The sequence below is a fragment of the Pelagicoccus sp. SDUM812005 genome (assembly GCF_031127875.1).
In the GTDB taxonomy this organism is placed as follows: Bacteria; Verrucomicrobiota; Verrucomicrobiia; order Opitutales; family Opitutaceae; genus Pelagicoccus.
In genome coordinates, this window is sequence record NZ_JARXIA010000001.1 from 397,371 (window position 1) to 419,973 (window position 22,603).

Annotated in this window: 25 protein-coding genes and 1 tRNA gene; 10 read left to right on the forward strand and 16 right to left on the reverse strand. The window is 58.3% G+C overall.

Annotation, left to right across the window (positions count from 1 at the left end; genetic code table 11):
- The first annotated feature begins 65 nt into the window (after positions 1-65).
- Both QEH57_RS01465 and QEH57_RS01470 read left to right on the forward strand, forming a co-directional pair.
- Positions 66-299 carry a hypothetical protein gene (locus QEH57_RS01465; RefSeq protein WP_309004890.1) on the forward strand — a complete coding sequence of 78 codons (234 nt, stop codon included), beginning with the start codon at positions 66-68 and terminating at the stop codon, positions 297-299.
- A 135-nt stretch (positions 300-434) separates the two neighbouring features.
- Positions 435-1,427, forward strand: coding sequence for a hypothetical protein (locus QEH57_RS01470; protein WP_309004891.1), 993 nt, complete (start codon positions 435-437; stop codon positions 1,425-1,427).
- On the opposite strand, the gene QEH57_RS01475 is transcribed toward QEH57_RS01470, so the two are convergent.
- The 3 genes from QEH57_RS01475 to QEH57_RS01485 all read right to left on the reverse strand — a co-directional run bounded on the left by QEH57_RS01475 (position 1,424) and on the right by QEH57_RS01485 (position 4,717).
- A complete protein-coding gene (locus tag QEH57_RS01475; RefSeq protein WP_309004892.1) occupies positions 1,424-2,788 on the reverse strand; it encodes an MFS transporter in 1,365 nt (454 codons plus the stop codon). The two genes, QEH57_RS01470 and QEH57_RS01475, sit on opposite strands and share 4 nt — an antisense overlap.
- 335 nt (positions 2,789-3,123) lie before the next feature.
- The gene (locus tag QEH57_RS01480; protein ID WP_309004893.1) at positions 3,124-3,912 is read right to left on the reverse strand and encodes an RNA pseudouridine synthase; all 789 of its coding nucleotides are present in this window, start codon (positions 3,910-3,912) and stop codon (positions 3,124-3,126) included.
- Positions 3,913-3,919: 7 nt separating this feature from the next.
- The gene (locus QEH57_RS01485) at positions 3,920-4,717 is read right to left on the reverse strand and encodes an SDR family NAD(P)-dependent oxidoreductase (RefSeq protein WP_309004894.1); all 798 of its coding nucleotides are present in this window, start codon (positions 4,715-4,717) and stop codon (positions 3,920-3,922) included.
- 59 nt (positions 4,718-4,776) lie between these two features.
- Here QEH57_RS01485 and raiA point away from each other — a divergent pair, with 59 nt between their 5' ends.
- Both raiA and QEH57_RS01495 read left to right on the forward strand, forming a co-directional pair.
- Complete coding sequence (gene raiA, locus QEH57_RS01490) at positions 4,777-5,148, forward strand: ribosome-associated translation inhibitor RaiA (protein WP_191617581.1); 372 nt, start codon at positions 4,777-4,779, stop codon at positions 5,146-5,148.
- Positions 5,149-5,294: 146 nt separating this feature from the next.
- Positions 5,295-5,371 (forward strand) — tRNA-Arg (locus QEH57_RS01495).
- 149 nt (positions 5,372-5,520) lie between these two features.
- Here the strand turns inward: QEH57_RS01495 and QEH57_RS01500 are convergent.
- From QEH57_RS01500 to rpmF, 9 genes are all read right to left on the reverse strand, one after another.
- The gene (locus tag QEH57_RS01500) at positions 5,521-5,961 is read right to left on the reverse strand and encodes an NUDIX domain-containing protein (protein ID WP_309004895.1); all 441 of its coding nucleotides are present in this window, start codon (positions 5,959-5,961) and stop codon (positions 5,521-5,523) included.
- Entirely contained in the window at positions 5,954-6,811 is an 858-nt protein-coding gene (locus QEH57_RS01505; protein ID WP_309004896.1) for a polyphosphate kinase 2, read from the reverse strand. The genes QEH57_RS01500 and QEH57_RS01505 overlap by 8 nt, the downstream gene beginning before the upstream one ends.
- 103 nt (positions 6,812-6,914) lie before the next feature.
- Positions 6,915-7,769, reverse strand: coding sequence for a class I SAM-dependent methyltransferase (locus QEH57_RS01510; protein WP_309004897.1), 855 nt, complete (start codon positions 7,767-7,769; stop codon positions 6,915-6,917).
- A 7-nt stretch (positions 7,770-7,776) separates the two neighbouring features.
- The gene (gene rpe, locus QEH57_RS01515; protein WP_309004898.1) at positions 7,777-8,433 is read right to left on the reverse strand and encodes a ribulose-phosphate 3-epimerase; all 657 of its coding nucleotides are present in this window, start codon (positions 8,431-8,433) and stop codon (positions 7,777-7,779) included.
- Between the two features lie 81 nt (positions 8,434-8,514).
- Positions 8,515-9,021 carry an LptE family protein gene (locus QEH57_RS01520; protein ID WP_309004899.1) on the reverse strand — a complete coding sequence of 169 codons (507 nt, stop codon included), beginning with the start codon at positions 9,019-9,021 and terminating at the stop codon, positions 8,515-8,517.
- Between the two features lie 27 nt (positions 9,022-9,048).
- A complete protein-coding gene (locus QEH57_RS01525; protein ID WP_309004900.1) occupies positions 9,049-10,158 on the reverse strand; it encodes a tetratricopeptide repeat protein in 1,110 nt (369 codons plus the stop codon).
- A gap of 52 nt (positions 10,159-10,210) precedes the next feature.
- Entirely contained in the window at positions 10,211-11,209 is a 999-nt protein-coding gene (locus tag QEH57_RS01530; protein WP_309004901.1) for a beta-ketoacyl-ACP synthase III, read from the reverse strand.
- A 58-nt stretch (positions 11,210-11,267) separates the two neighbouring features.
- The gene (gene plsX, locus QEH57_RS01535) at positions 11,268-12,314 is read right to left on the reverse strand and encodes a phosphate acyltransferase PlsX (RefSeq protein WP_309004902.1); all 1,047 of its coding nucleotides are present in this window, start codon (positions 12,312-12,314) and stop codon (positions 11,268-11,270) included.
- Positions 12,315-12,363: 49 nt separating this feature from the next.
- Positions 12,364-12,543: a 50S ribosomal protein L32 gene (gene rpmF, locus QEH57_RS01540; RefSeq protein ID WP_191617571.1), complete on the reverse strand. Its 180-nt coding sequence runs from the start codon at positions 12,541-12,543 to the stop codon at positions 12,364-12,366.
- A 220-nt stretch (positions 12,544-12,763) separates the two neighbouring features.
- On the opposite strand from rpmF, the gene trpD reads away from it, so the two are divergent.
- The 3 genes from trpD to QEH57_RS01555 are packed head-to-tail and all read left to right on the forward strand — an operon-like array spanning position 12,764 to position 16,567.
- Positions 12,764-13,804: an anthranilate phosphoribosyltransferase gene (gene trpD / locus QEH57_RS01545; protein WP_309004903.1), complete on the forward strand. Its 1,041-nt coding sequence runs from the start codon at positions 12,764-12,766 to the stop codon at positions 13,802-13,804.
- The gene (locus QEH57_RS01550; protein WP_309004904.1) at positions 13,801-15,156 is read left to right on the forward strand and encodes a hypothetical protein; all 1,356 of its coding nucleotides are present in this window, start codon (positions 13,801-13,803) and stop codon (positions 15,154-15,156) included. Before trpD ends, QEH57_RS01550 begins: the two co-directional genes overlap by 4 nt.
- A gap of 13 nt (positions 15,157-15,169) precedes the next feature.
- On the forward strand, positions 15,170-16,567 hold the full coding sequence (locus tag QEH57_RS01555; RefSeq protein WP_309004905.1) for a hypothetical protein: 1,398 nt from the start codon (positions 15,170-15,172) through the stop codon (positions 16,565-16,567).
- On the opposite strand, the gene QEH57_RS01560 is transcribed toward QEH57_RS01555, so the two are convergent.
- Together QEH57_RS01560 and orn are read right to left on the reverse strand one after the other, a co-directional pair.
- A complete protein-coding gene (locus QEH57_RS01560) occupies positions 16,564-17,748 on the reverse strand; it encodes a S41 family peptidase (RefSeq protein ID WP_309004906.1) in 1,185 nt (394 codons plus the stop codon). The genes QEH57_RS01555 and QEH57_RS01560 overlap by 4 nt on opposite strands.
- Positions 17,745-18,320, reverse strand: coding sequence for an oligoribonuclease (gene orn / locus QEH57_RS01565; RefSeq protein ID WP_309004907.1), 576 nt, complete (start codon positions 18,318-18,320; stop codon positions 17,745-17,747). Before orn ends, QEH57_RS01560 begins: the two co-directional genes overlap by 4 nt.
- Before the next feature lie 89 nt (positions 18,321-18,409).
- On the opposite strand from orn, the gene kdsA reads away from it, so the two are divergent.
- Positions 18,410-19,252, forward strand: coding sequence for a 3-deoxy-8-phosphooctulonate synthase (kdsA, locus tag QEH57_RS01570; RefSeq protein WP_309004908.1), 843 nt, complete (start codon positions 18,410-18,412; stop codon positions 19,250-19,252).
- Positions 19,253-19,283: 31 nt separating this feature from the next.
- On the opposite strand, the gene QEH57_RS01575 is transcribed toward kdsA, so the two are convergent.
- Together QEH57_RS01575 and QEH57_RS01580 are read right to left on the reverse strand one after the other, a co-directional pair.
- A complete protein-coding gene (locus QEH57_RS01575; RefSeq protein WP_309004909.1) occupies positions 19,284-19,787 on the reverse strand; it encodes a hypothetical protein in 504 nt (167 codons plus the stop codon).
- Between the two features lie 113 nt (positions 19,788-19,900).
- The gene (locus tag QEH57_RS01580; protein ID WP_309004910.1) at positions 19,901-20,413 is read right to left on the reverse strand and encodes a hypothetical protein; all 513 of its coding nucleotides are present in this window, start codon (positions 20,411-20,413) and stop codon (positions 19,901-19,903) included.
- 173 nt (positions 20,414-20,586) lie between these two features.
- On the opposite strand from QEH57_RS01580, the gene QEH57_RS01585 reads away from it, so the two are divergent.
- Together QEH57_RS01585 and QEH57_RS01590 are read left to right on the forward strand one after the other, a co-directional pair.
- Complete coding sequence (locus QEH57_RS01585; RefSeq protein WP_309004911.1) at positions 20,587-21,879, forward strand: sensor histidine kinase; 1,293 nt, start codon at positions 20,587-20,589, stop codon at positions 21,877-21,879.
- Positions 21,876-22,541, forward strand: a complete 666-nt coding sequence (locus QEH57_RS01590) for a response regulator transcription factor (RefSeq protein WP_309004912.1) — start codon at positions 21,876-21,878, stop codon at positions 22,539-22,541. Before QEH57_RS01585 ends, QEH57_RS01590 begins: the two co-directional genes overlap by 4 nt.
- Positions 22,542-22,603: the final 62 nt, after the last annotated feature.

The window sequence follows — 22,603 nt, forward strand, 5'->3', positions numbered from 1 at the left end:
GAGCTCATGGCGTTTTGAGCGGTTTGCTCGATGGTTTTTCTTGATCGGGTTTGCTAGAATAAAGCATGTCAATCCGTCCCGTAACCACTAGCTCCTCCACAATCTTCGAAAAGGCTCGAGAGGGAATGGGCCGCAGCGTGCGCAAGCACAACAAGGCCGCGGAGGAGGTTGCTCGTGGAGACTTCGGGCCGAACCCGATTGTGGAGATGGCCAATGCGGAGGCTATGTACGGCGCCAACGCTCGCGTGATCCAGGCCCATCATGAGATGTTGGGCACGCTTTTGGATTCGCGTGGGTGAGCTCGCTCCGCTTGTTAAAACGAGGTTAATGATGCGCTAGGGAGTATCCCCGGCGCTTCGAATCTCTCGCTCCGGTAAACAAAGCACGAATTTTGCCGAGTTAGAAGGTGACCGATTCCACCTTTTCACTAGCTCATGAATTTGTTGCTGCTTGCCAGTCTACCGGGGGGCCACCCTAGCGACGCCATCACTGATGTGTTGGGGATTGTTGCTGTCTGCGCCTTTTTCGGGATCGCCTGCTACATCGCGATGCAGGTGTTCAAGGACGGTTCGGCTAAGAGCGTGCCGGCTTCGAGTTCGCTGAACGACTATTATAGCGAGGAGGCGGAGCAGAAGAAAAAGAAGGAGGAGCCGAAGAAGGAGGTCAACGAGCTCGAGGAGCTGGAGAAGCATTGCGAAAAGTTTTATCACGAGGTGATCGACGGAGCCCAGAGCAGGTTGGAGGAGTTTTCCCAGGTCGCCTCGGATACCTTTAACCAGGTGGCGGATGGCTATGCTTCGAATTCCTTCGGGCACGAAGGGGAGACGCATGCGGTTCGCAGCAAGAAGTTTTTGACGGTCTGCGAGCGTCAGTGGGGCGCTTTGCGGAGCGATATCGGCTACGTTTCGTACATGGATATCCAGGAGCATCTCCGCCATATCTTGACGAACCATCGAATGCTGGTGGGGCAGAAGCATGCTAACGCCGAGACGGTGGACTTGAGTCCGGAGTTGTTGAGGTCCCAAGAGTTGGTGGCTTTGATGCGGGTGGTTCCCAAGGACAAGGTTCGCGCCTTGCAGGAGCAGTTGCTCAAGGCGGTGGACGGGTTTCGAAACTTTTACCAGGAAGAGTGCAAGGTCTGGATCAACGAGCAAATCGTAAAGCTGCAGTCGGAGATGCGTCCGCGCAAGAATCGGCGCGTCCAAATAACGGATACGGAGTATTACAAGAAGTTCAAGCAGCTGAGGGTGCGGCTGGAAGTGGCGGCTCGCTTATCGGATGCGATCACGGAGAACATTCAGCAGGTGAGCGAAAACAGCTTGGCGTTGAGCCAGTTGATTCATGTCGGTACGGTGCTGCGAATTCTGGCGTGCCTTCCGGAGTGGTTCCAGGAGCTGGATCTCGTGGCCCATAGCGAGGTTGCCTAGCGGGTGGCTTCGTTTGTCCCCGGTCCGAACCTGAGTCGGATTGTGGCCAGGATGAGTACGGCGAGGGCGAGGGCGACGAAGTAGGTCGGACCCCAGGTGAATGCGGTTTGGAAAAGGGCTCCGCTTTTTTCGGTTTCGGGAAGGGCTGCGATATCGGGATTGTCCCGCAGACTCGCGATAGTAGTGGCGTAAATGTATCCGATCGCTCCATACGCAAGGTTGAAGGAGAGGCCTTTGAAGCTGAGCACGGTTGCCCGATGGCGGGAGTCGGTGATTTGGTTTAGGTAATGGCTGACGAAGAATCCGTTGAGGAAGATGCCGCTGTACACGAGGGCCATGGGCAAGGCGCCCCAGAAGGGGATGAAGCGCGACATGAGCCAGAGTCCGGTGCCGATGGAAAGGCAGAGGACGAGGTAGTTGAAGGTCTTGCTTCTGTTTTCCGCCATGGCTTTGCCAAGCTTGGGCATCACGGTTCCGAGCAATGCCAGGGCGGCGCCGATGAAGCCGAAGCTGAATTCAGGCAGGTCGATTTGGCGGTAGTATTCGCTATTTAGGGTGAGGACCATGCGGACGATGTGGTCGAAGAGCATGCCGGCGCAGATAACGACGAGGGCGAGGGGCGTTTTCAGGATCCAGGAGCCGGCTTGCAGGGTGTTGGCGAAGGATTTCCTGACGGTTGCCCAGGAGTTGCCGAGCGGTTCCGTTCCGCTGGTTTCCCGCATGCCGATGGTGGTCAGGACTGCGAGCAGGCCGAGGGCCAGGGTGCCGAAGAGGGGGAGTCGCATGGCGGTCGACTTGGCGAGTTGCCAGTCGAGTCCGAGGAGTTCGATGCCGGCGTTGAGCTTGTCGACGTCGTAGAGGATGGCGCCGAGGCTCATGGCTACGATGAAGGCCATGGATTGGAGGCGCATTTGGCGTTCGAGAACCTTGCCCCATTGGCTTTCCAGTCCGTGTTCCTTGAGCGAGTCGTAGGCGAGGGCTTCGTCGGCGCCGCTGGCAGCGGCTTCGGCGGCCCCGCTGAGGATGCGGTTGGCGAGAAAGAGGTAGAAGACGACTTGCGTATTGCCGATGGGAGCGAAGGCTATCAGCAGCATTTCGGCGACCATGATGACGGCGGAGAGGACGACGAGGTTGCGACGCCCGATGGTGTCGGCGAGAGCCCCGGAGGGAACCTCGAGCAAGACGATAGTGAGGGCCCAGACTGCGTTGAGGATGGCGAACTGTTCCAGCGTCAGTCCGAAATCGAGAAAGAGGATGGTGAAGACCGGGTAGTAGAAGCGGGCGTTGAAGAGGATGCGAAAAGCGATGAAGCGTTTCACGTTGCCCAAGGAAAGGGGATCTAGGTTCGGTTGGTCGGACACGGCGGGAGGAGGAGTGGACGGTGCAAGGCTACCCTACGTTGGGGAATCGGCCTTGATTGTTTGGGAACGCAAAAAAGACCGCTCTCGGGATAAGAGCGGCCTTTTTGAAAATCAAGGTTTGGGACAGCTGAGCTATTCTTTATGCGACCAACGAGCGGGCGATCGTCCACAATGAGTCTACCACGTATATCCAGATGAAGATCGCGGAGATCATGAGGGAAATGATGCCAAACATGTTGAATCTCATGTTTGGATTAGAACCCATCTGGCTTGTTAAATAAAGTGTAAATTCACAATCGCTTTACAGATGGGGGAATGGAGTAGAGGGCGGTCGCCTAAACGCTTTGGAGGATCTCCTCTAGGGCCTCGGGGGAAAGGCCGAGGTTCTCCTGGCAGAAGTCGACGAGATCCTGCGTGAGCGGGGCTATGTAGGTTTCGGAACCGGTCTCGATGTCGAAGACCATGCGGTAGGCGTGCAGGGCGTGGCGGTTGATGGGCAGGACCTGGGCCATCTTCTCGGTCCATCCGTCCTCGATGAAATCGAGGAAGAGTCCTTCGTCGGGTCCGTAGAGCTTGTCGCCGGCGATGGCGTGGCCGATGTGCAGGGCGTGGGCGCGGATCTGGTGCTTGCGGCCGGTGATGGGGTCGACCTTTGCGAGCGTGTAGCGGCCGTTGCTGTGGAGCGGGGTGTACTTGGTTTGGGCCTCCTGGCGTTTGCCGTCGCGGCGAACGCAGTTCTTGGCTCGCACGATGCTTTGCGTGTCCGGGCCGAGCGGGGCGTCGACGAGGGTTTCCTCGGCTAGTTCGCCTTCGAGGATAGCGATGTAGGTCTTCTCCACCTTCCGCTGCTCGAGGGCCATCTGGAGGTGTCGCGCCTTGAGGCGATGCTTGGCGAATAGCACGATGCCGCTGGTTTCGCGGTCGAGCCGGGAAACCAGGTGGGAGCGCTCGGACTGGAGGTATTCGCGACAAGCGCCGGCCAGTGAGGACCAGGGGCCGTTTTTGGAAGGATGGCAGACGAGCAAGGCCGGTTTGTTGACCAGGACGACGTGGTCGTCGTTTTGCAGGATCCAATCCTCGAGTTCTTCAGGCGTTACGAGCCATCCCCATTCAGTTGCGGGCATATCTATATCAGTTGTTTGGATTGGGGCGGAAGCGCCGAATCACCCTGCCGGCCACGCGGGTTCGCAGCGCGAGCGGAAGCAGGTAGGAAAAGAGGGAAGCGGCTTTGTTGAGCGCTCCGGTGACGGTGAAGCGCTGGCGCCGGTAGAGGGCGTCGAGGGCCATGCGGGAGACTTCTTCCGGCTGGTGGGAATAGCCGGCCGGAACGACGCGCTTGGAGAAGCCGGCTCGCTGGAAGAACTCGGTTTTGGTGGGGCCCGGACAGACGGCGATGGCGTGGACGGAGCTGCCTTTAAGCTCCTCGCCGAGGGCGAGGGTCCAGTTCAGGACGAAGGCCTTGCTGGCTCCGTAGGTCGCGAGGTACGGGGTAGGCTGGAAGGCGGAGGTAGATGCGATGTTCATGACGGCGCCGCCGCGTTCCTTTAGGAGCGGGAGTAGCCGGAGGGTCAGTTCGACCAGGGCGCACACGTTCACTTCGAGAAGTTCCAGGTGTTCGGCGGGAGGGTGCTGGACGACGTCGCCGTAGATGCCGAAACCGGCGTTGTTGACGAGGAGGATTGGCCCTTTTTGCGGGGACTCACTTATGCGGCGTACCAGCTCGTCTAATACAGTGCTTCGCGCGGCTCGATCGGCGAGGTCGCACTCAAGGTGGACCCGCTTCGGGTCGTTGGAAAAAGATGCCGGAATTCGCCGAGAAAGATTGAAAAGCGAGGCGTCCGGTTCTAGCTTCGAAACTGACTCGATGATTGAATTTCCAATCCCAGAAGAACCTCCCGTTATTATGGCTAGGTCGTATTTAGAGCCCATACGTATTGCTCTGAATTGCTGGGACTTTCCGTCGAAAAACTAATAACCAAAGGAGTATCATGTACACTGAGAACAACCACGACCTAATTATCACCGGTATCCACATGGATCTGACTGAGTCAATCAAGCAGAGCGTCACGGATAAGGTGGAGCGACTCTTCAGGCATGAGGAGCGCATCATTCGGGTCAAGGTTGAACTAGAATGCGTCTACGGTAAGGGCGGCAGCGAGCACGAGTTTATCGCGAAAGGGCATATTGAGATCAATGGCCCGTCGATGAACGTTTCCGTGGCCGATCCTGATTGCTACAAGGCAGTTGACCTGCTTGTCGACAAGCTCGACCGAATGTTGCGTCGCCGTTCTCGTCTGCAGCGAGTGAAGCGCAAGGACACGCACGAAGTGGATATCCCGGCTAGCTTGCCGAAAGTCTAAGCTTCTCACGCAAACAACACGAATTTTAAGGAGGCCGCCCGGTGAAAATCGGGCGGTTTATTTTTTTTGAAAAAAGTCCTTGTCAGGACGCGTTAAAGCTACTTTCTTCTCGACCCTAATCGCTACTACGGCGGTTAACCACTGAAGCGGGGTTAGCTCAATTGGATAGAGCACCTGACTACGAATCAGGAGGTTAGGGGTTCGACTCCCTTACTCCGTGCCACTTCAGACGGCGGCTTACCGAAAGGTAAGTCGCCGTTGTTGTATCCAGATAGTGGGTTCGCCTTTGCCGCCTCGGGAAGAGGAAGGAGGCGTTGGTTTGAGGGCGCTAGCGTTCGCCGCTGGTGGCCGCGAGCGCTGGTCGATGGGGAGCTAGTAGTCTAGCTCCTTGCGGAGCTTGAGCCAGAAGTTCACGAGGTAGTTGATGCGTGCGGGACAATTGCCGAGGGGGCGTTCCAGGTCCCAGAGCGGGATCCAGGCGCAGTGTTCGATCCCTTCGTCCCGCTGGGGCGAAAAGCTGGCGTCGGAGCCGCTGTAGCGCAGGAGGAACCAGCGGGTTTCCTTGAGCGACTTGGTCTTGGCGAACTTCGAGAGGTGCACGGTCTGTATCAGCTCCGTCAATACTCGTAGCTTTTCCGCCTTTAGCCCCGTTTCCTCGCAGGTTTCCTGCAGGGCGGTTTTGGCGGCGGATCGCCCGCGGTCGATGAGTCCCTTGGGCAGGTCCCATTTTCCGTCTTTGAAGATGAAGAGGATGCGGTCGTTCTTGTCGATGGTGAGGCTTCCTGCCGCCTCGACGGTGGGGAGTTTATGCATCGTAGAGAGCTTGCAGGGTTTCGAGCAGCTTGAACTGGCGGTAGTTCAGGTTGTTGAATTGGACGCCTTCGATGGTCTTGCTGTAGCGGGTGCGAGTTTTCTTTTTGGCGAGGGGCCTGAACTTCTTCCACTCGTCGTGCTGGATGGTGGTGAGCACGTAGAGCATAGCCTTGAGGCGGGCCTCGAGTTTGTTGTTGGAGCCGATCACCACCCAGGGGCTCTTGACGGAGGAGGTTTGCTGAAACATCTGCTCTTTGTATTTGGTGAGCACGTCCCAGTATTCGCGGACCTTTTCGTCGTTCTTGGAGTATTTCCAGTACTTAAGCGGGTTCACGATGCGTTCCTGGAAGCGCACGGACTGGGTCTCCTTGTTGACGGACAGGTAGAGCTTGATGAGGATAAGGCCGTCGTCGATGTGCTTTTCCTCCCAGTCGAGCACCTTGCTCATGAAGTACTTGTACTGGCTCTTGGTGCAATAACCCATGGTGGGCTCGATCATGGCTCGGTTGTACCAGGAGCGATCGAAGAAGACGATCTCTCCGGGCTTCGGAAAGTGTTTCTCGTAGCGGCGAAACCAATACTTGGACTCGTTCTTGGTGGGGATGCCGAGTTCGACGACGCGAAGGTCCTTAGGCATCATGTACTCGATAAATCGCTTGATCGAGGAGCCCTTGCCGGCTGCGTCCCTTCCTTCAAAGACGATGGCCACGCGCTTTTTGTTCTTCACGACCCAGTGCTGCATCTTGAGGAGCTCGATTTGGAGAGCTTCCTTTTCTTGCTTGTAGGTCGGGTAGTCTATGTTTCGGTAGAAATTGAAGAACTTGCTCTTAACGAAGTCGTATTTGGGCATTGTCGATGGTCGGTGTTGGAGCGTCGAATCTGTGCCTCGGGTGTATGGGCATGCAAACCTGAACGGTTGAGCCCGGGGTTTTGTAACATAAATGTGTCAAGTTTTAGCTTTCCCAGCGGGCGTAGAGGCCGCAAGGGAGGGTGTTGAGCGTGTTGGAGATCGGCAGGCCGACCTCGCCGGAGCTAACGTTTCCGGAGAATCCCGACATGGATTCGCGTAGCAAGTTTCCAACTACAGTGGGAGAAACGCCTGTGGTGTATGCGTTTACGAGGAAGAATAGTCCCTTGTCGTCGAAGATTTTGGAGCATTTTTGCAGGAGGCCGTAGAGGTCGCGCTCGAACTGCCAGACCTCGCCTTTGCTGCCGCGTCCGTAGGACGGCGGGTCCATGATGATGCCTTGGTATTTGGTGCCGCGGCGGATTTCGCGCTCCACGAACTTGACGCAATCGTCGACGATGTAGCGGATAGGGGCTTCGCTGAGGTTGCTGAGGGCGGCGTTTTCCCGGCACCAAGCGACCATTCCCTTGGCGGCGTCCACGTGGCAGACTTCGGCTCCGGCTGCAGCTGCGGCCACGGTGGCTCCGCCGGTGTAGCCAAAGAGGTTGAGCACTTTGACGGGGCGCTTGGACTCCTTGATCTTCTTGCTGAACCAGTCCCAGTTGACGGCTTGCTCGGGGAAGAGTCCGGTGTGCTTGAAATTGGTGGGGCGAATCTTGAAGCGTCGGTCCTTGTACTTGATGATCCAGCTCTCGGGCAGGCTCTTGCGGTAGTCCCAGTTGCCTCCGCCCTTGGCGCTGCGATGGTAGAGGGCGTCGTACTTGCCCCAGTCGGGGGTGGCTCGGGGCCAGATGACTTGGGGGTCCGGGCGTACGAGAACGATGTCGCCCCAACGTTCCTTCTTCATGCCGTCGCCGCATTCGAGGATTTCGTAATCCTCCCACTTGTTGGCCAGAATCATGGTCGTGCTAGGCGAGGGTTTCGATGTCTTGGCGGAACTTCTCTCGGTCTGCGGACTTGAAGAAGGCGGTACCGGCTACGAACGTATCCACGCCAGCCTTACGGCAAAGCGGAGCGTTCTCGGCGTTGACGCCGCCGTCGACTTCGATGCGGAAGTCGAGTCCGCGGGTTTGGCGCCAGGCGGCGACTTGGGCGGTTTTTTCGAGTACGCTCGCTTGAAAGGACTGTCCGCCGAAACCGGGTTGTACGGTCATGGCCAGCACGATGTCGATTTCGTCGAGGTAGGGTTCGACGGCGGATGCGGGAGTGCCGGGGTTGAAGACGACGCCGCATTTTGCTCCGAGGGAGCGGATCTTCGCTAGGCAGGCGGAGACGTCGTAGTCGGGCTCGACGTGGATGGTGACTTGGTCGGCGCCCGCTTTTATGAAGTGCTCGACGAAGTCCTGGGGATTGTCGAGCATGAGGTGGACGTCGAGAAACAGATCGGTCTTGGGGCGCAGGTCGGCTACGGTTTGCGGTCCGAAAGTGAGGTTGGGCACAAAGTGTCCGTCCATGATGTCGACGTGCAGCCAAGTGCAACCGGCGCTTTCGACGCCCTTGATGTCTTCCGCGAGCCGCGTGTGGTCGGCTGCTAGCATAGATGGTGCTAGAATTGGTGTACCCATTGAGCTGAACTTAGTCGTCGTTTGACGCGTTGCTCAAGTCTAGACGCGGGGAATTTGCGTCCTGCGGGCGGAGCTCCCTGCTTACCAGAGGTCGACGAGGGATTCGGAAATGCGAGCGGCGATCTGGCGGCTGATTTCCGGGACAGCTTGGTGTTCGGCGTCGATGAGTCCGCTGTCGGTGTAGATGTCCTGGGTAAGGGTGAGGGGGCGCGACTTGAAGAAGTATTGCCCGCTTCCGTCCCCTTTCTTGAGGCTGAGCTCGAGGTCGACGGAGAGTTCGAACTTTCTTCCGCGGCCTACGTCGGAGGCGCTGACGGCGGCGATGTCGCGGCGGATTTCGAGCACGGAAACCTCGAGGATCGCGTCGGCGCTGTCGCTTGTGGAAAGCTTGAGTTCGCTGCTGGATTGCAACGCTTGCCTGAGTGCGGCGTTGAGCGGGCCTTCGAGCTGCGGGAGGGTGGAGTGGTTGCTAGGCGGGGCGACCGAAACGCTTCGGTAAGGGAGTTCCACGGAGGTTCCCATCTGGTAGGAAGCGCAGGCTCCCAGGAAGAGGGACGCGATGGCTCCGATGAGTGATACGGTACGCATTTTCGCTGGGGTGCCGGGAAGCCTTTGCTAGAAGATGCCGAGGATGCGGCGTTTGGCGCGCTTGCGGGCTTGCTCCTGGATTTCTTCGTTCGTAGGGGCGTCCTCTTCGACGGTCTCCTCGTTTTTGGCGACGATGGCGTCGATCTTCTCGAGGCGAGTTTTCGCGGTTTGGGCGGTTTTCGAAAGGGGGGCGATGGTGATGGCCTCGTTGTAGAGGATCTTGGCGGCGTCGTACTTGGCGCGCTTGTAGTAGTAGAAGTCGCCCATCTTCAGCTTGGAGAGGGAGAGGATGTTCTTGGCTCCGGCCAGGCCTTCTTCCGCTTGGTCGACGTTCTGGTTTTCCGGATATTGGATGAGGAAATCTTCGAAGAAGGTGATGGCGTCTTCGGTGGCGCGCTGGTCGTACTCGGGGCCCTTGATCAAGCCGTAGTGGGTTTGGGCGAGCTTGAGGTAGGCGTCGGAGGTGAGGAAGCTGTTCGGGTAGTTGGTGACGAGGCGATCCAGGGCGTAGATGGTCATGGCGTCGCTGTTCTTGTCGGACCAAGCCTTGGCGACGTTCATGAGGGAGAGCGGCGCGTAGTCGCTATAGGGAGCGATGGCTACGATGCGCTCGAAGTACTGGATGGCGCGGTCGGTGTTCTTGAAGCCCGGGATGACCCAAAAGATCTTGTCTCGGTAGGTTTCGAGGCGAGCGACGGCGATCTTGTACATTTCGCCGAGGGTTTCGTTGAAGCTGCCGTAGTTCGGGTAGACCCAGGCGATGGTGTTGAAGGCTTCGAAGGCTTTGTCGATGTTGTTGCGCTCGAGCTGGATGAGGGCGGTGCGGTAGTAGGCTTCAGGGGCGTACTGGTTCTTTGGGTATTTCTTGGATACTCGCTTGTAGAGCTTTACGGCTCTGGAGAACTTACGTTTTTCCTCGGCGGCGCGAGCGTTGTTCATCCAGTTAAGGATTTTTTGCTGCTCTTCTGGGAGGAGGCCGGAGAGGTCGACTTCTTCGGAGACGTACCCGGTTTCGGCGGACCAGGAGATCTTCGATTCCGCCCAGAGGTTGCTCGCGAAGGTGAGGGCGAAAAGGAAGAGGGAGGTGAGGATGCCAGCTCTGCGAATCGAGGCTTGGCGTGGGAATGTGGTGTTCATCAATGAAATGTCAGTTGCTTTGGGATCTTGTGGTGTTCTAGGGAGGGATTGCTCACCAGCGGACCAGAGCGGATCCCCAAGTGAGGCCGGCTCCGAAGGCTACGAGCAGTATGGTGTCGCCGCTTTTGATTCTCCCGGCTCGGGCGGCTTCGTCCAAGGCGATGGGTATGGAGGCGGCGGATGTGTTTCCGTATTTGTCTAGATTTAAGAAGAAGCGTTCAATTGGAATGTGAAGTCGTGACGAAAGGGACTCTATGATGCGCATATTCGCTTGATGCGGAATCACGCATGCGAGTTGGTCCGATTCTACGCCATTTTGTTCAAGGATTTCCGCAGCGGCTTGTCCCATTACGCGAACGGCCTGCTTGAAAACCTCTTTTCCGCGCATCTTCAGGAAGTGTTGTCGGCCTTCGATCGACTGGGGGGAAGGCGGGATGGCGCAGCCTCCGCCGGGCTGGTGCAGCATGTCGGCCTTGCTGCCGTCTGCTCCCAGCTTGAAGTCGATGATGCCAGCGGTGTCGCCTTCCTCGGCGTGGCTGAGGATGGCGGCCCCGGCTCCGTCGCCAAAGAGCACGCAGGTGGTGCGATCTTCCCAGTCGAGGATGCTGGAGAGCTTTTCGGATCCGATCACGAGGGCGTTGCGGTAGCGTCCAGTTTGCAGGAGTCCGGAGGCGATTTCCATCACGTAGAGGAATCCGGAGCACGCGGCTTCAACGTCGAAGCAAACCGCGCTCTTGATGCCCAGCTTTTCCTGCACGAGGCAGGCGGTGGAGGGAAAAGGCATGTCGGGAGTCATGGTCCCGACCACGATGACGTCGATCTCGTCGGGAGTGAGTCCAGCGTCTTCGATGGCTCGCTTCCCGGCTTCCGCTCCCATGCTGGACGAGGTCTCGTCTGCGGCGGCGATGCGGCGTTCCTTGATGCCGGTACGGGTAAAGATCCACTCGTCCGAAGTGTCTACGATCTGAGACAGGTCGTTGTTGGTAAGCGCTTTTTGCGGTGTGTAGGAACCGGTCCCTTTTATTTTTACGGATCTAGGCGCAGAACTCATGCGTTTGTCTCAATGGGGAAGCCTCACTGTTCATGCAACCTGCAAATTGCAGGGCGAATCAGTCGGCGTTGTAGATGATGTTGTTCGCCTTCTCGATGTCTTCGAGAATGTGGCGATTGAGGTCGTTGCTGACGATCTCGTTGGCGATGCGGATGGCGTTCATGACGGCTTCCCTGTTGCTTGAGCCGTGAGCCTTGAGGACGTTGCCCTTGAGGCCGAGCAAGGGGGCCCCGCCGTAGCGCTCTGGGTTGAGTTGCGTCTTGATGGCGTCGAACGCTCCCTTGGAGAGGAGGTAGCCGACCTTGCGCATCGTGTTGGCTTGGATTTCCTCGGTGACGAATCCCTTCAGGAGCATGAAGAGGGACTCGCAGGCTTTGAGGAGGATGTTGCCGGTGAATCCGTCGCAGACCACGACGTCCACGCCTTCTTCGAAGGTTTGGAAGCCCTCGATGAGGCCTTCGTAGTGGATTTGTCCGTCGATCTTCTTGAGGAGAGTGTGGGCTTGGTTAACCAGGTCGGTGCCTTTGCCTTCCTCGGTGCCGATCGTCATCAAGCCGACTTTCGGCTTCTCGATTCCGAGCACCAGGCGGCAGTAGTCGCTGCCGAGGACGGCGTTGTGTACGAGGTGTTCGGCTTTGGCGGTCGGGTTCGCTCCGGCGTCGATGAGCACGAAGTGGCCTCGCTTGCGCGGCATGACGGTGGCGAGGGCGGGGCGGTCGACTCCATCGAGGGTACGGAGCTTGATGGTGCCGGCTGCCATGAGGCTTCCGGTGTTTCCGCAGCTGAGCACGCAACTGGCGTCGCCGTTTTTGACGAGCTCGATGGCTCGCAGCATGGAGGCGTCCTTTTTGTTCTTGAGGGCAACCAGGGGCTTGTCGTCCATGGTGATGACCTCGGACGCATGGAAGACCGAGATGTCCGGATGCGAAGAAAGCCCTTCTTTTTCAAGTAAGGGCTTCAGGACGGCTTCGTCGCCGACGAGAATGATGGGCCTGAGGTTGGCTACCTTCTCGACCGCCAGTTTAGTGGCGGCGACCATTTCAGCTGGGCCTTTGTCGGAGCCCATTGCGTCGATCGCGATGCAAGAGCTCTTCTGTTCGAGCATAGGAAGCTAGCTGAGCCTGTGTCGGGTGGGTAGCCTTGCGGGGCGACTCCTAGATGGAGGCGTCCAACACTTGGCGACCGCGGTACATTCCGTTGTTCGGATTTACGCGGTGTGGGCGAAATGCGGAACCATCGATCGGGTCCTTCGCGAGCTCGGGAGCCTCGAAACGGTTAGCGCCTCTGCGGAGGCGGCTGCGGCGCTTGGATTGCTTGCGTTTTGGATTAGCCATTTTACGTAAATTCGTTCGTCGGTTGTTCTTCTACTTAAAAGAAAAGCTGCGCTTGATAACTCTTGGCCTATCACCCGTCAAGTTATTGTTTCAAAATAAGCTGAGCGGTTCGCAACCTTCCTGTGGAGCGAGCTAAACTGCTCTAAGGGATGCGGTTTTGGCGAGCGTGTTTTGCATTGTTTTACAGAAAGGAGCTGCCTACATCTTGCCTCCTATGGAAATGAACGAGCTTACCTCACTCGTAGAACAGGGTAGCAACCTTACCCTCGAGCAGGCTTCGGCAGCGGCCGATCAGCTCGCCTCGGCCGAGGTCGACCGCGGCGAGAAGGCGAAATTCCTCACGGCCTTAGCGGCGAAGGGGGAGGTGGCTGACGAAGTGGCAGGCATCGCCAAGCGCTTTCGCGAGTTGGCCCGGGATCCAGGCTTGCAGCGATGGCAGGACACGGCGATCGACGTTTGCGGTACGGGAGGGGACAAGATCGGAAGCTTCAATATTAGTACGACTGTGGTTTTCGGACTGGCTGCTGCAGGAGTGCCGGTGCTGAAGCACGGCAACAAGTCGATCACTTCCAAATGCGGCAGCGCCAACCTGCTGGAAGCCTTGGGAGTGAACCTGATGGCGGACGACGCGACGCTGGCCAAGTCGATGGAGCAGCTCGGCTTTTGCTTCATGTTCGCGCCGGCTTTTCATCCGGCCTTCAAGGAAATCATGCCGGTTCGCCAGGAGCTCGCGGCCCAGGGGCAGCGAACTGTATTCAATATTTTGGGACCGCTCATCAATCCCGCCAAGCCTGCGCATCAATTGCTCGGCGTCTATTCGCCGACGGTTGTGGACATGCTGGCCGGTACCTTAGGGGCGCTTGGATTGCGCTCCGGTTTGGTTGCCCATACGGTCCTGGCGGATGGGCGCGGGATGGACGAACTCAGCGTGGTCGGCGAGAATCGGGTGCGCGGATTCGGGACGCTTGCTGCTGTTGGCGAGACTTGGACGGCGGAACGGTTTTCCCTGAAACCCGCGGATGTCTCAGATCTGCTGGGCGGCGAGCTCGAGGACAACCTGCGGATTCTCGACGAGTTGCTGGATGGCAAGTCGCCCCAGGGGCTCGAAGATACGATCTGCTTTAATATAGCTGCAGCGCTGATGATCGTGGGCAAATGCGCGTCAATCGAAGAGGGCATCGAAATTGCTCGCGATGTGCTGCTGGGCGGAGCCCTGAAGGCCAAGCTGGCCGATACGAAAGACTTTTACGCGTCATTATGAGTTTAAAGTACTTTGGAACAGATGGAATTCGCGGGCAGTACGGCAGCGCGGTTCTCAACGATGAAATCGCTTTCCGCGCCGGAAAGGCCGCGGTGCGGGTCGCTCGGGAGAAGCTCTCGGCGCCGGAGCCTCAAATCGTCGCAGGACGCGATACGCGCGCTTCGGGGCTCGCCTTGCTGAAGGCTTTCGCTGCCGGCGTGGCTGCAGAAGGGGGCAAGCTGATCGACCTTGGAATCGCGCCGACGCCCTGCGTGGCCTTCGCGGCTCGCTCAAGCGAGGCGATCCTTGCCTGTTCGATCACGGCATCGCACAACCCGGCTTGCGACAACGGGATCAAGTTTTTCGAAGGAAGCGGCGTAAAGCCCTCCGAGGCTTTGGAGCAGGCCTTGGATGACGCGGTCGGCGAAGCTTCGCCGGACGGATACGATGCGGAAACCGAGGCTCCCACGCTCGATGGAAGCGATCTGCGCTCCCAGTACCAAAAGGCTGTCATTGCAGCCTTTCCAAGTGCTTTGCTGGCTGGCAAGCGAGTGGCTATGGACTGCGCGAACGGGGCGATGTCGGAAATTGCGCCCGCTGTTTTCCGGGAGCTGGGAGCGGTCCTGACGGTCGTTGGAGACCAGCCCGACGGCACGAATATCAACGATGGTGTGGGCAGCGAATGTCCCGAGTCGTTGGGGGCCTTGTATTCAACAGGTGAATATGACTACGGTTTCGCTTTCGACGGCGATGGAGACCGGCTTGTTATGTTCGACGAATCCGGCAAGAAGATCGCCGGCGAAGCCTTGCTCGCAGCCTTGGCGATCGATGCTAAGGAGCGTGGAGAGTTGCCGGGCGATACGCTGGTGACCACGGTGCAGAGCAATCTTGGACTGGATGCCGCTTTGAAGGAAAAGGGAATCAAGACCGAGCGCACGGATGTGGGAGACAAGCATATTGCTCGTCTGATGCTGCGCTCAGGCTTCTTGCTGGGAGGCGAAGAGTCGGGACATCTGGTGGTCGGCAAGTTCGCCGTAACTGGCGACGGACTCGTGGCAGCTGTGTCTATGGCGGAGGTCGTTGCTCGAGCCGCCACGAAGGTTTCTTCCTTGGTAGACGTGTATTCCGCTTTCCCGCAGGTGTCCAAGGCATTCAAGGTTGCCGCGAAAACGCCTTTCGCCGAATGTGGAAAGATCTCCGCTTGTATCAATAAGCTGGAGACGGATCTCGGAGATGACGGTCGCTTGCTGGTTCGCTATTCGGGAACGGAGCCAAAGATCCGTTTGTTGGTGGAAGCGAGGACGAACGAAGCGGTCGATTCCGCGTTCGAGGAATTGCGCTCCGCGGTTGAGGCGGATCTGCAGTTGGTTTAAGATCAGTTCTCTGATGCCTGAAGTTTCCCTCAAGGAGTTGGATGCGAGAGTCCGCAAGCAGTTCGGCAATGCCCGAACTGCGGTGGAGCGCGGAAACTTCGAGTACTGCGTGGAAATTTGCTCGTCCTTGCTCATCGAAAATCCGGGCTGCTTGGAGATTCGGGAATTGCTACGGCAGGCGCAGCAAAGCGTATTCACGAAACGGGGACGCGGTTGGTTTCAGAGGCTGCGGGCGAAGGTGGAGGCGAGCTTAATCGTCATGTACGGGAAGCCGTACCTGAAGAAGGATGCGTCGCTTGCGATGTCCTACGGCGAGCGGGCCTTGACCCGTGATCCGTTGCACGAGGGGGCGCTATCTCTGGTCGCGGCCGGGGCGGAGGCCTTGGATTTTCACGAGACGGCGGTCTTTTGCCTGAAGAAGATTTGCGATAGCGAGACCAAGGATTTGGCGCTTATGCAGCGCTACTGCGAAGCTTTGATTCGAGTCGGCGAGACGAATCAAGCGGTGGCGATCGCGGAGCAACTGAAGCGGCTCAAGCCGGATAGTTCCTTGATTCAGGAGCTGGTCAAGTCGGCTTCGGTGGCTCATTCGATCAACAAGGGAAAGTGGGCGGAGGAAGAGCAGGATTTCCGCTCCAAGTTGAAGGACGAGGAGCTGGCGGAAAACTTGGAGCTGCAGAACCGCTTGGTGCAGGACGCGCAGGGCGCTCGGATGCGAGCTCGCGAGTTGGTCGACGACATTCATAAGGATCCGCAAAACCTGGATCTGTACAAGCAGTTGGTGAAGGCCTACCTGTATGCCGACGACTATCGGGAGGCCTTGGTTTGGCTGGATAAGGCGGCCCTGCTTCCGCAGGCGGAATCGGATATCGCTCTCAAGCAGCTCCGCAGCGAGATCATGATCAAGGCGACGGAGCTGGAGATCAATAAGCTGCATAGCGAGTCCAGTCCGGCGTCGGAGGAGCGTATCCAGGAACTGGAGGCAAAGCTCGACGTTTTGAAGCTCGAGGAGTCGCGGAAGATGGTGGAACAATTTCCCAATGACTATGCTCAGCGCCTGAATTTTGGAGAGCTCTTGCTGGCCGCGGGCAAGGTGGACGAAGCGATCAAGGAGTTTCAGGTCGCTCAGCGGGGGACGAGCTTGAAGCAACGATCCTGCGTGATGTTGGGGCGAAGCTTTTCGAAGAAGCGTTTGTACGATCTGGCGCTCGAGCAGTTCGACAAGGCGATTGCAGAAGCGCAAGGGATGGACGATTTCAAAAAGGACGTCCTGTATTCTTCGGCCCAGTGTTGCGAGTCGCTTGGCAAGCAGGAGGAAGCGATCCGCCGTTACAAGCTGATCTACGCGAACGACATTTCTTTTCGCGACGTGGCCAGCAAGATCGACGGGTTTTACTCGGATCCGGCTTAGCTGCGATCGATCGTCTCGAGGGCGATCTCGAGGATCTTCGCGTCGTCGATCGTCTCTTCCAAGCTGAGCTCTATGTCTGGCTGGAGGCCGAGCCCTTCGAGTCGCTTGCCTTTTGGAGTGAGCATTTCGGCGATGGGAAGGTAGAGCCTGAATCCGTAGGGGAGCGGATAGCTTTTGGCGAGTTGGAGGGCGCCGCTGGTGCGTTGTCCAATTACGGTTCCAAGTTCGTTCTCGGAGACGAAGGCGGGGACGATGTCGGCGGCGCTGGCGGAGAGGGAGTCCACGAGCACGACGATCTTGCCCGAGTAGGCTTTCGAAAAGGGGAGCGGGCGGACGGTGTGTCGCTTCTTGCCTCGGTTCTCGCTCTTGTTGTTGGCGAGGTGGGCGAAGGGGACTTGCGGGGTGGACAGTTTGGAGGCGAGGTGGCGGGAGTAGAAGGAGAGGCCGCCTCGGTTGTTTCGCAGGTCGATTATTATTGCTTGGGCATCTTTGGCCTGGCGGAAGAATTTGTTGATGCGGGCGGCTTTGTAGAATCTCGGGAGGAAACTTTGGATGCGGATGAGGGCGACGTCTTCGCGGATCCAGCTTAGGGAGCTCGGTTCGGAGAGGGAGAAGTTCGCGTATTCGATTTCGCAGGACAATTCCTGGCCATTGCGTTGCCAAACGATGAGTCGCCGTTGGCCGAGCTGGCCGGCGAGTTGCTTGATGTCTGTGAGGGGCTCGTGGTCGATCGAGCTAAGGATGTCGCCTTTTTGCAGTCCGCAGCGTTCCGCGGGGCTACCGGCGAGGACGTAGCTGATGAGGCCGCCTCCTTCGTCGAGCGGGTGGATGGTTATGCCCATGCCGGAGCGCTTGCCAGCTCTGCGGTTCTTTACGGTGCTGGGGGCGAAGATCCCGAGGTGGGAAAGTTCGAAGGTCTCCAAGGCTTCGCCGAGGACGGTGGCGAGTTCTTCCTTGGTTTGGGTTTGGGCGATATCGTCGGCTTTCGCGGCGGCGAGTTGTTCCCATCGGGAGAAGTCGGTTTCGAAGGCGTAGGCTTTGGCGGCGAGCTTCTTGCCGATAGCGGCAACGAGCCGCTCCTTTTGCTGGGGCGAGAGTTCCGCTTGCCCGTACGCGCAGGGGAAAAGGCCCGCGAGGGCGAATGCCAGGCAGGCGAGAAGGGTCCAGCCGGTATTCCTCATTCGCTGGGCTCTGGCGGTTTGGGAGTGTTGTCGATCGGCGGCAGGTTGGAAGCGTCGATCGCGGACATGTAGTGCTTGAGCTCGGCGATGGACTCGCGGATGTCGTCGATGGCTCGGTGGGTGTTCTCCTTCTTGAACTCGCGTCCCAGCATTTCGCGGAAGACGATCTTGAAGCTGGAAACGTCCAGCATGCGGTAGTGCAGCCGATTCGAGAGGGTCGGCAGGTAGGCGTCGATGAACTTACGGTCCTGGCAGATGGAGTTGCCGGCGATGACGCAGGGATTCTTTTTCTTGAAGTACTTGAGAGCGATTTCGGAAAGCTTTTCGTCGAGCTCCTGCTCCGTAATTCCATCTTGGATACGGTCGATCAAGCCGCTGGCGGCGTGGTGGTGCTTGCACCAGTCGTTCATGTTGTCGAGGACCTCTTGCGGCTGCCGCACCGGGCTTTCCCATTCGAAGACCGGTTCGAGCTGTTTGTTGGTGATGATTACGGCGGCTTCGACGATACGGTCTGTGGCCGGATCGAGTCCGGTCATTTCCAGGTCGATCCAGAAATAGCGGCGTTTGGACATAGCAATTCAGAGGTTGTTTTGGGAAAGATTTATGGGCAGCGGTGTTGTTTTTGGTTGGCGAAGTCAATCAAACAGGGAAGAACGGGACCATGTCCAAGGTGATTGAAATCGGAAACATCAAGTGCGGCAATCAACTGCCCTTTACCCTGCTGGCGGGGATGAACGTGCTCGAATCGCGCGATCTCGCTCTCGAAATCGCGGGTGAGTACAAGCGGGTAACGGACAAGCTGGGTATCCCGTACGTTTTCAAGGCTTCCTTTGATAAGGCGAACCGTTCGTCGATCAACAGTTTCCGCGGCCCCGGTATGGACAAGGGGCTGGAGATCATGGCGGAGATCAAGGAGAAGTTCGACGTTCCGCTCATCACGGACGTGCATGAGCCTTACCAGGCGGCCCCCGTAGCGGAGGTTTGCGATATCATCCAGCTGCCGGCCTTCCTCTGCCGCCAGACCGACTTGGTAGTCGCGATGGCTAAGACCGGTGCCATCATCAACGTGAAGAAGGCCCAGTTCCTCGCTCCCCGCGAGATGGGCCATATCATCAAGAAGCTCAACGAAGCGGGCAACGACAAGGTGATGCTCTGCGAGCGCGGCTCCAGTTTTGGCTACAACAACCTCGTGGTGGACATGCTCGGTTTTGGCATCATGAAGGATTTCGGTTATCCGGTGATCTTCGACGTGACCCACTCGCTGCAAATTCCCGGCGGCACCGCGACAGCAGCTGGAGGGCGCCGCCGCCAGGTGTGCGACCTAGCGAAGGCAGGCATGTCGGTGGGAATCGCCGGCCTGTTCCTGGAGGCTCATCCGGATCCGGACAACGCCAAGTGCGACGGCCCTTGCGCCTTGCCCTTGAACCGCCTCGAAGGCTTCTTGGAGCAGATGAAGCAGATCGACGACTTGGTGAAGAGCCAGCCGCCGATCGAGATCGACTAGTTTTGCCCGGGCTAGGCTCCGCTTTGCGGGCTTAGCCCTTTTTCGACTCTGCGACTACGGGGTCCGAGTCGACCCAAACGACGGTCCATCCCGTCTCTTCGTCGGGGTAGATGTAGGTGCTGGCGCCCGGCAGGTCGGTGGCCACGAACTCGACGATATTCGGTTCGTAATGGGCGTGGGCGTCCGGATTCAGCCCGATCCACGCGACGGTACCGACGATGGCGATTGCGGCAGCGGCAGCCATGGTGCGGATAAAGCCCGAGAAGGAAAGCAGCTTGCTTTTCTTGGGTGTCGCGTGGGTGCCTTCGATCGCTTCCTGTATCGATAAAATGGATGCGGAGTGGTCGCTCCGCGACGGGGACTCGCTTTGGATCTCCCTTAGCAGGTCGAGGTTCTCCATCCAGTCTTGGGCGTCTGGGTTGTGCTTAAGGTAGCGGTCCAGGAGCTCGGCATCGGATGCGCTCAACTCGCCATCGAGCAACTGGCTCATGAGGAGCCGTGCTTGGTCTTGGTTGATGTCCGCTGCGTTTTTCATGGGATGGAGATTTGTTTATGTGGCAATAAGGGGAAAAAGGGAAGGATCGAATTTTGACTTGGATTCAAAGGTGGCCTCGGGACCCGAGGCCACCCGCAGTTGTGTGTGGTGTGTTAGAATCTTCTTACGACTTGGCCTTTGCGGGAGTCGCGGTCGTCGTGCCGGTCGTAGCGGCTGCGGTGGCGGTCGTCGTCGCGATGGCGATCGTAGTGACGGTCGTCGTGTCCGCGATGGCTACGGTAGCTGTGTCCCGAGCGCCCGTGTCCGCGATGGGCGTCTACCCAAACTTTCTTCTTGTGGTAGGTATAGTGTCCGGAGACCCAGACCTTGCGTACATGGCCATGGCGGTCGCAGCGGCGTTCGTAGTAGCCGGGGACCCAAGTTTTGACGGAGACCCATTCCCAGTACCCATGACGGTCGTGGTGGCGATGGTGTCCGCCGTGGCGGTAGCCGACGCTCACGTGGGTATGGGTGTCGTCGTCCGCGATGGCGGCGCCAATTATGATTCCGCCGATCAAGCCCCCGATGAGGGCTTTTTCCTTGTCGCCCGCTCGGGCGGTGTTGGGAAAAGCGAAGGCTGCGGCTACGGCTAAGAGGGTAAGGGTGCTGATGGCTTTCGATTTCATTTTCGTTGTTGGGTTAAATTCGCGTGTTCGGTGGGTGGGACGTAGTCGCGAAGAGCTTTATTCACTGGATCCGGGGAAATTTTCATGGGAGGCCGGTTCGAGCGTCTCCCTGCGGTCCGCATGACTTTTGGCACATGACAGTCGCCTGCCTGCTGCGCTAGATTCCTTAGCCAATGGTAAGGAGTGAGATGGGAGAGCGGGACCGGAGCGAGGTCGGGGCCGGGATCGAGGCGAAGTTGGCCGAACGGAACAACAACTTCATTTTCGCGCTTTTTGGCGGTTGCCTGATGCTGCTCTCGCTGGTGTTGCCCTTCGCCTATGCCCGCAAGGAGGTAAGCTTGGGTCTGTCCGCGCTGCAGGTGCTTCTTTGGGCGGTGTTTTGCGCCGCTTGGATGCGGCAGGGGTATTTGATAGAAAAGGCAGGCGCGGGCTTTTCGAGCGATGACTTGGGCTTGAAGGCCGAGTCGCCTTCGCGCCTGCAGGAAGTGTTGCTCTATCTCCTGGTATTCGGACCGAGTTGCCTCGCCTACATTTATGTGGCCCAGCTGAATACCGCGTATTTCGGATTCAACTACATTTTGATGTTCGTGGTGGCCGGGTTCGCTCCCTTGATCTTTCCGCTTTGGCTGGCGGCTCTCTACTTGCTTTTCCAGTGTTTCGCTTGGCTGTTGATCGGTCGCTTGATGTGGGGTGGCTGGATGAACTTGGCGGATGTGGTGACCATGGTTTCCGGCTATTTCTTCTCGGCGATGATGTTCTACATCTTTCGGCGAGAGCGCGCTTCTCGCAGCCGCGCCTTCGCGCTTTCGGTGGAGCTGGACAAGGCGAACGAGAAGCTGCGTGCGTACAGCAAGCAGGTGGAAGAGCTGGCGGCGACGCAGGAGAGAAACCGAATTGCTCGCGAGATCCACGACACGATTGGCCATTCGCTTACGGTGGTGAACATGCAGCTGGAGACGGCGAAGGCATTGCTCGAGAAGGACCGCGAAAAGGCGGCCAGCTTTTTGGAAAAGGCTCAGGAGGTTACCAAGAAGGGGCTTGCGGAGGTGCGATCCTCGGTTGCGTCCTTGCGTTCTTCGCCGCTGGATGGAGTGCCGCTCAAGCGGGCGCTCGAGAGCTTGGCGAAAAGCTCCCTAGGGCTGGAGGTGAAGTTGAACTTTGCGGTGGTGGAGGGAGGGGAAACGGTGCCAGCGGCGGCCGAGGCGGCATTGTACCGCTCGGTCCAGGAGGCATTGACCAACGTGAGGAAGCACGCGGCGGCGACGGAGGTGTCGGTGCGGCTCGACTTCTCGGAGCGCAACCGGGTCGGGTTGGAAGTGGGTGACAATGGCAAGGGGTGCTCGGCGGCGTCGGGCGGTTTTGGCATCATGGGAATTCGGGAGCGTATCCAACTTTTGGATGGAGACGTTTCGTTTTATACCTCGCCAGGCGAAGGCTTTCGTTTAAGCATCTCGATACCCCGATGAGTGAGCGTATCCGTATTGTGCTAGTGGACGACCAAGCCCTTTTTCTGGAGGGCTTGCGGACGCTGTTGTCCTTGGAGCCATCCTTGGAAATCGTGGGCGAATGCCTGAACGGGCAGGAGGCGCTGGAGGCGTGTCGGCGCTTGAAGCCGTCGATCGTGCTGATGGACCTGAACATGCCGGTGTTGGATGGCGTAGCGGCGACAAAGGCGATCAAGGCGGAGATGCCGGAGGTCAATGTGCTGACCTTGACGACCTTCGACGACGACGAGCGCGTGTTCGAGGCCTTGAAGGCTGGATCGTCCGGCTACCTGCTGAAGGATACTCCGTCCAGGCAATTGGTGGAGGCGATTCGGGCGGTCAGTGCGGGGGAGTCCTTTTTGCAGCCTTCGATCGCGTCCAAGGTGCTGGCGGAATTTTCGCGCATGTCCTCGCCAGCCAAGGCAGCGGAGCGGAAGCCGGTCAAGTTGTTGGAGCCGCTTTCGGCGCGGGAGGAGGAAGTGCTGGTTTGGCTGTCGCGCGGTTGCAGCAACAAGGAAATTGCCGGGCGTCTTTCCCTAGCGGAGGGCACGGTGAAGAATCACGTGTCGAACGTGCTGGGAAAGCTGGGCGTCCTGGACCGGACTCAGGCGGCCCTCATGGCGCGGGACTTGGGCCTGGTGTGAGGGGCCCGTTTTGCGGAGGCCGGTGAGATTTCTCCACGGAAAAGGCCCCTTCTGACGAAGGG

Coding starts and splice junctions, on each gene's coding strand:
- QEH57_RS01465 (WP_309004890.1), top strand. CDS start 66: ATGTCAATCCGTCCCGTAACCACTAGCTCCTCCACAATCTTCGAAAAG.
- QEH57_RS01470 (WP_309004891.1), top strand. CDS start 435: ATGAATTTGTTGCTGCTTGCCAGTCTACCGGGGGGCCACCCTAGCGAC.
- QEH57_RS01480 (WP_309004893.1), bottom strand. CDS start 3,912: ATGCCCGCAACTGAATGGGGATGGCTCGTAACGCCTGAAGAACTCGAG.
- QEH57_RS01485 (WP_309004894.1), bottom strand. CDS start 4,717: ATGGGCTCTAAATACGACCTAGCCATAATAACGGGAGGTTCTTCTGGG.
- raiA (WP_191617581.1), top strand. CDS start 4,777: ATGTACACTGAGAACAACCACGACCTAATTATCACCGGTATCCACATG.
- QEH57_RS01500 (WP_309004895.1), bottom strand. CDS start 5,961: ATGCATAAACTCCCCACCGTCGAGGCGGCAGGAAGCCTCACCATCGAC.
- QEH57_RS01505 (WP_309004896.1), bottom strand. CDS start 6,811: ATGCCCAAATACGACTTCGTTAAGAGCAAGTTCTTCAATTTCTACCGA.
- QEH57_RS01510 (WP_309004897.1), bottom strand. CDS start 7,769: ATGATTCTGGCCAACAAGTGGGAGGATTACGAAATCCTCGAATGCGGC.
- rpe (WP_309004898.1), bottom strand. CDS start 8,433: ATGGGTACACCAATTCTAGCACCATCTATGCTAGCAGCCGACCACACG.
- QEH57_RS01520 (WP_309004899.1), bottom strand. CDS start 9,021: ATGCGTACCGTATCACTCATCGGAGCCATCGCGTCCCTCTTCCTGGGA.
- QEH57_RS01525 (WP_309004900.1), bottom strand. CDS start 10,158: ATGAACACCACATTCCCACGCCAAGCCTCGATTCGCAGAGCTGGCATC.
- QEH57_RS01530 (WP_309004901.1), bottom strand. CDS start 11,209: ATGAGTTCTGCGCCTAGATCCGTAAAAATAAAAGGGACCGGTTCCTAC.
- plsX (WP_309004902.1), bottom strand. CDS start 12,314: ATGCTCGAACAGAAGAGCTCTTGCATCGCGATCGACGCAATGGGCTCC.
- rpmF (WP_191617571.1), bottom strand. CDS start 12,543: ATGGCTAATCCAAAACGCAAGCAATCCAAGCGCCGCAGCCGCCTCCGC.
- trpD (WP_309004903.1), top strand. CDS start 12,764: ATGAACGAGCTTACCTCACTCGTAGAACAGGGTAGCAACCTTACCCTC.
- QEH57_RS01550 (WP_309004904.1), top strand. CDS start 13,801: ATGAGTTTAAAGTACTTTGGAACAGATGGAATTCGCGGGCAGTACGGC.
- QEH57_RS01555 (WP_309004905.1), top strand. CDS start 15,170: ATGCCTGAAGTTTCCCTCAAGGAGTTGGATGCGAGAGTCCGCAAGCAG.
- QEH57_RS01560 (WP_309004906.1), bottom strand. CDS start 17,748: ATGAGGAATACCGGCTGGACCCTTCTCGCCTGCCTGGCATTCGCCCTC.
- orn (WP_309004907.1), bottom strand. CDS start 18,320: ATGTCCAAACGCCGCTATTTCTGGATCGACCTGGAAATGACCGGACTC.
- kdsA (WP_309004908.1), top strand. CDS start 18,410: ATGTCCAAGGTGATTGAAATCGGAAACATCAAGTGCGGCAATCAACTG.
- QEH57_RS01575 (WP_309004909.1), bottom strand. CDS start 19,787: ATGAAAAACGCAGCGGACATCAACCAAGACCAAGCACGGCTCCTCATG.
- QEH57_RS01580 (WP_309004910.1), bottom strand. CDS start 20,413: ATGAAATCGAAAGCCATCAGCACCCTTACCCTCTTAGCCGTAGCCGCA.
- QEH57_RS01585 (WP_309004911.1), top strand. CDS start 20,587: ATGGTAAGGAGTGAGATGGGAGAGCGGGACCGGAGCGAGGTCGGGGCC.
- QEH57_RS01590 (WP_309004912.1), top strand. CDS start 21,876: ATGAGTGAGCGTATCCGTATTGTGCTAGTGGACGACCAAGCCCTTTTT.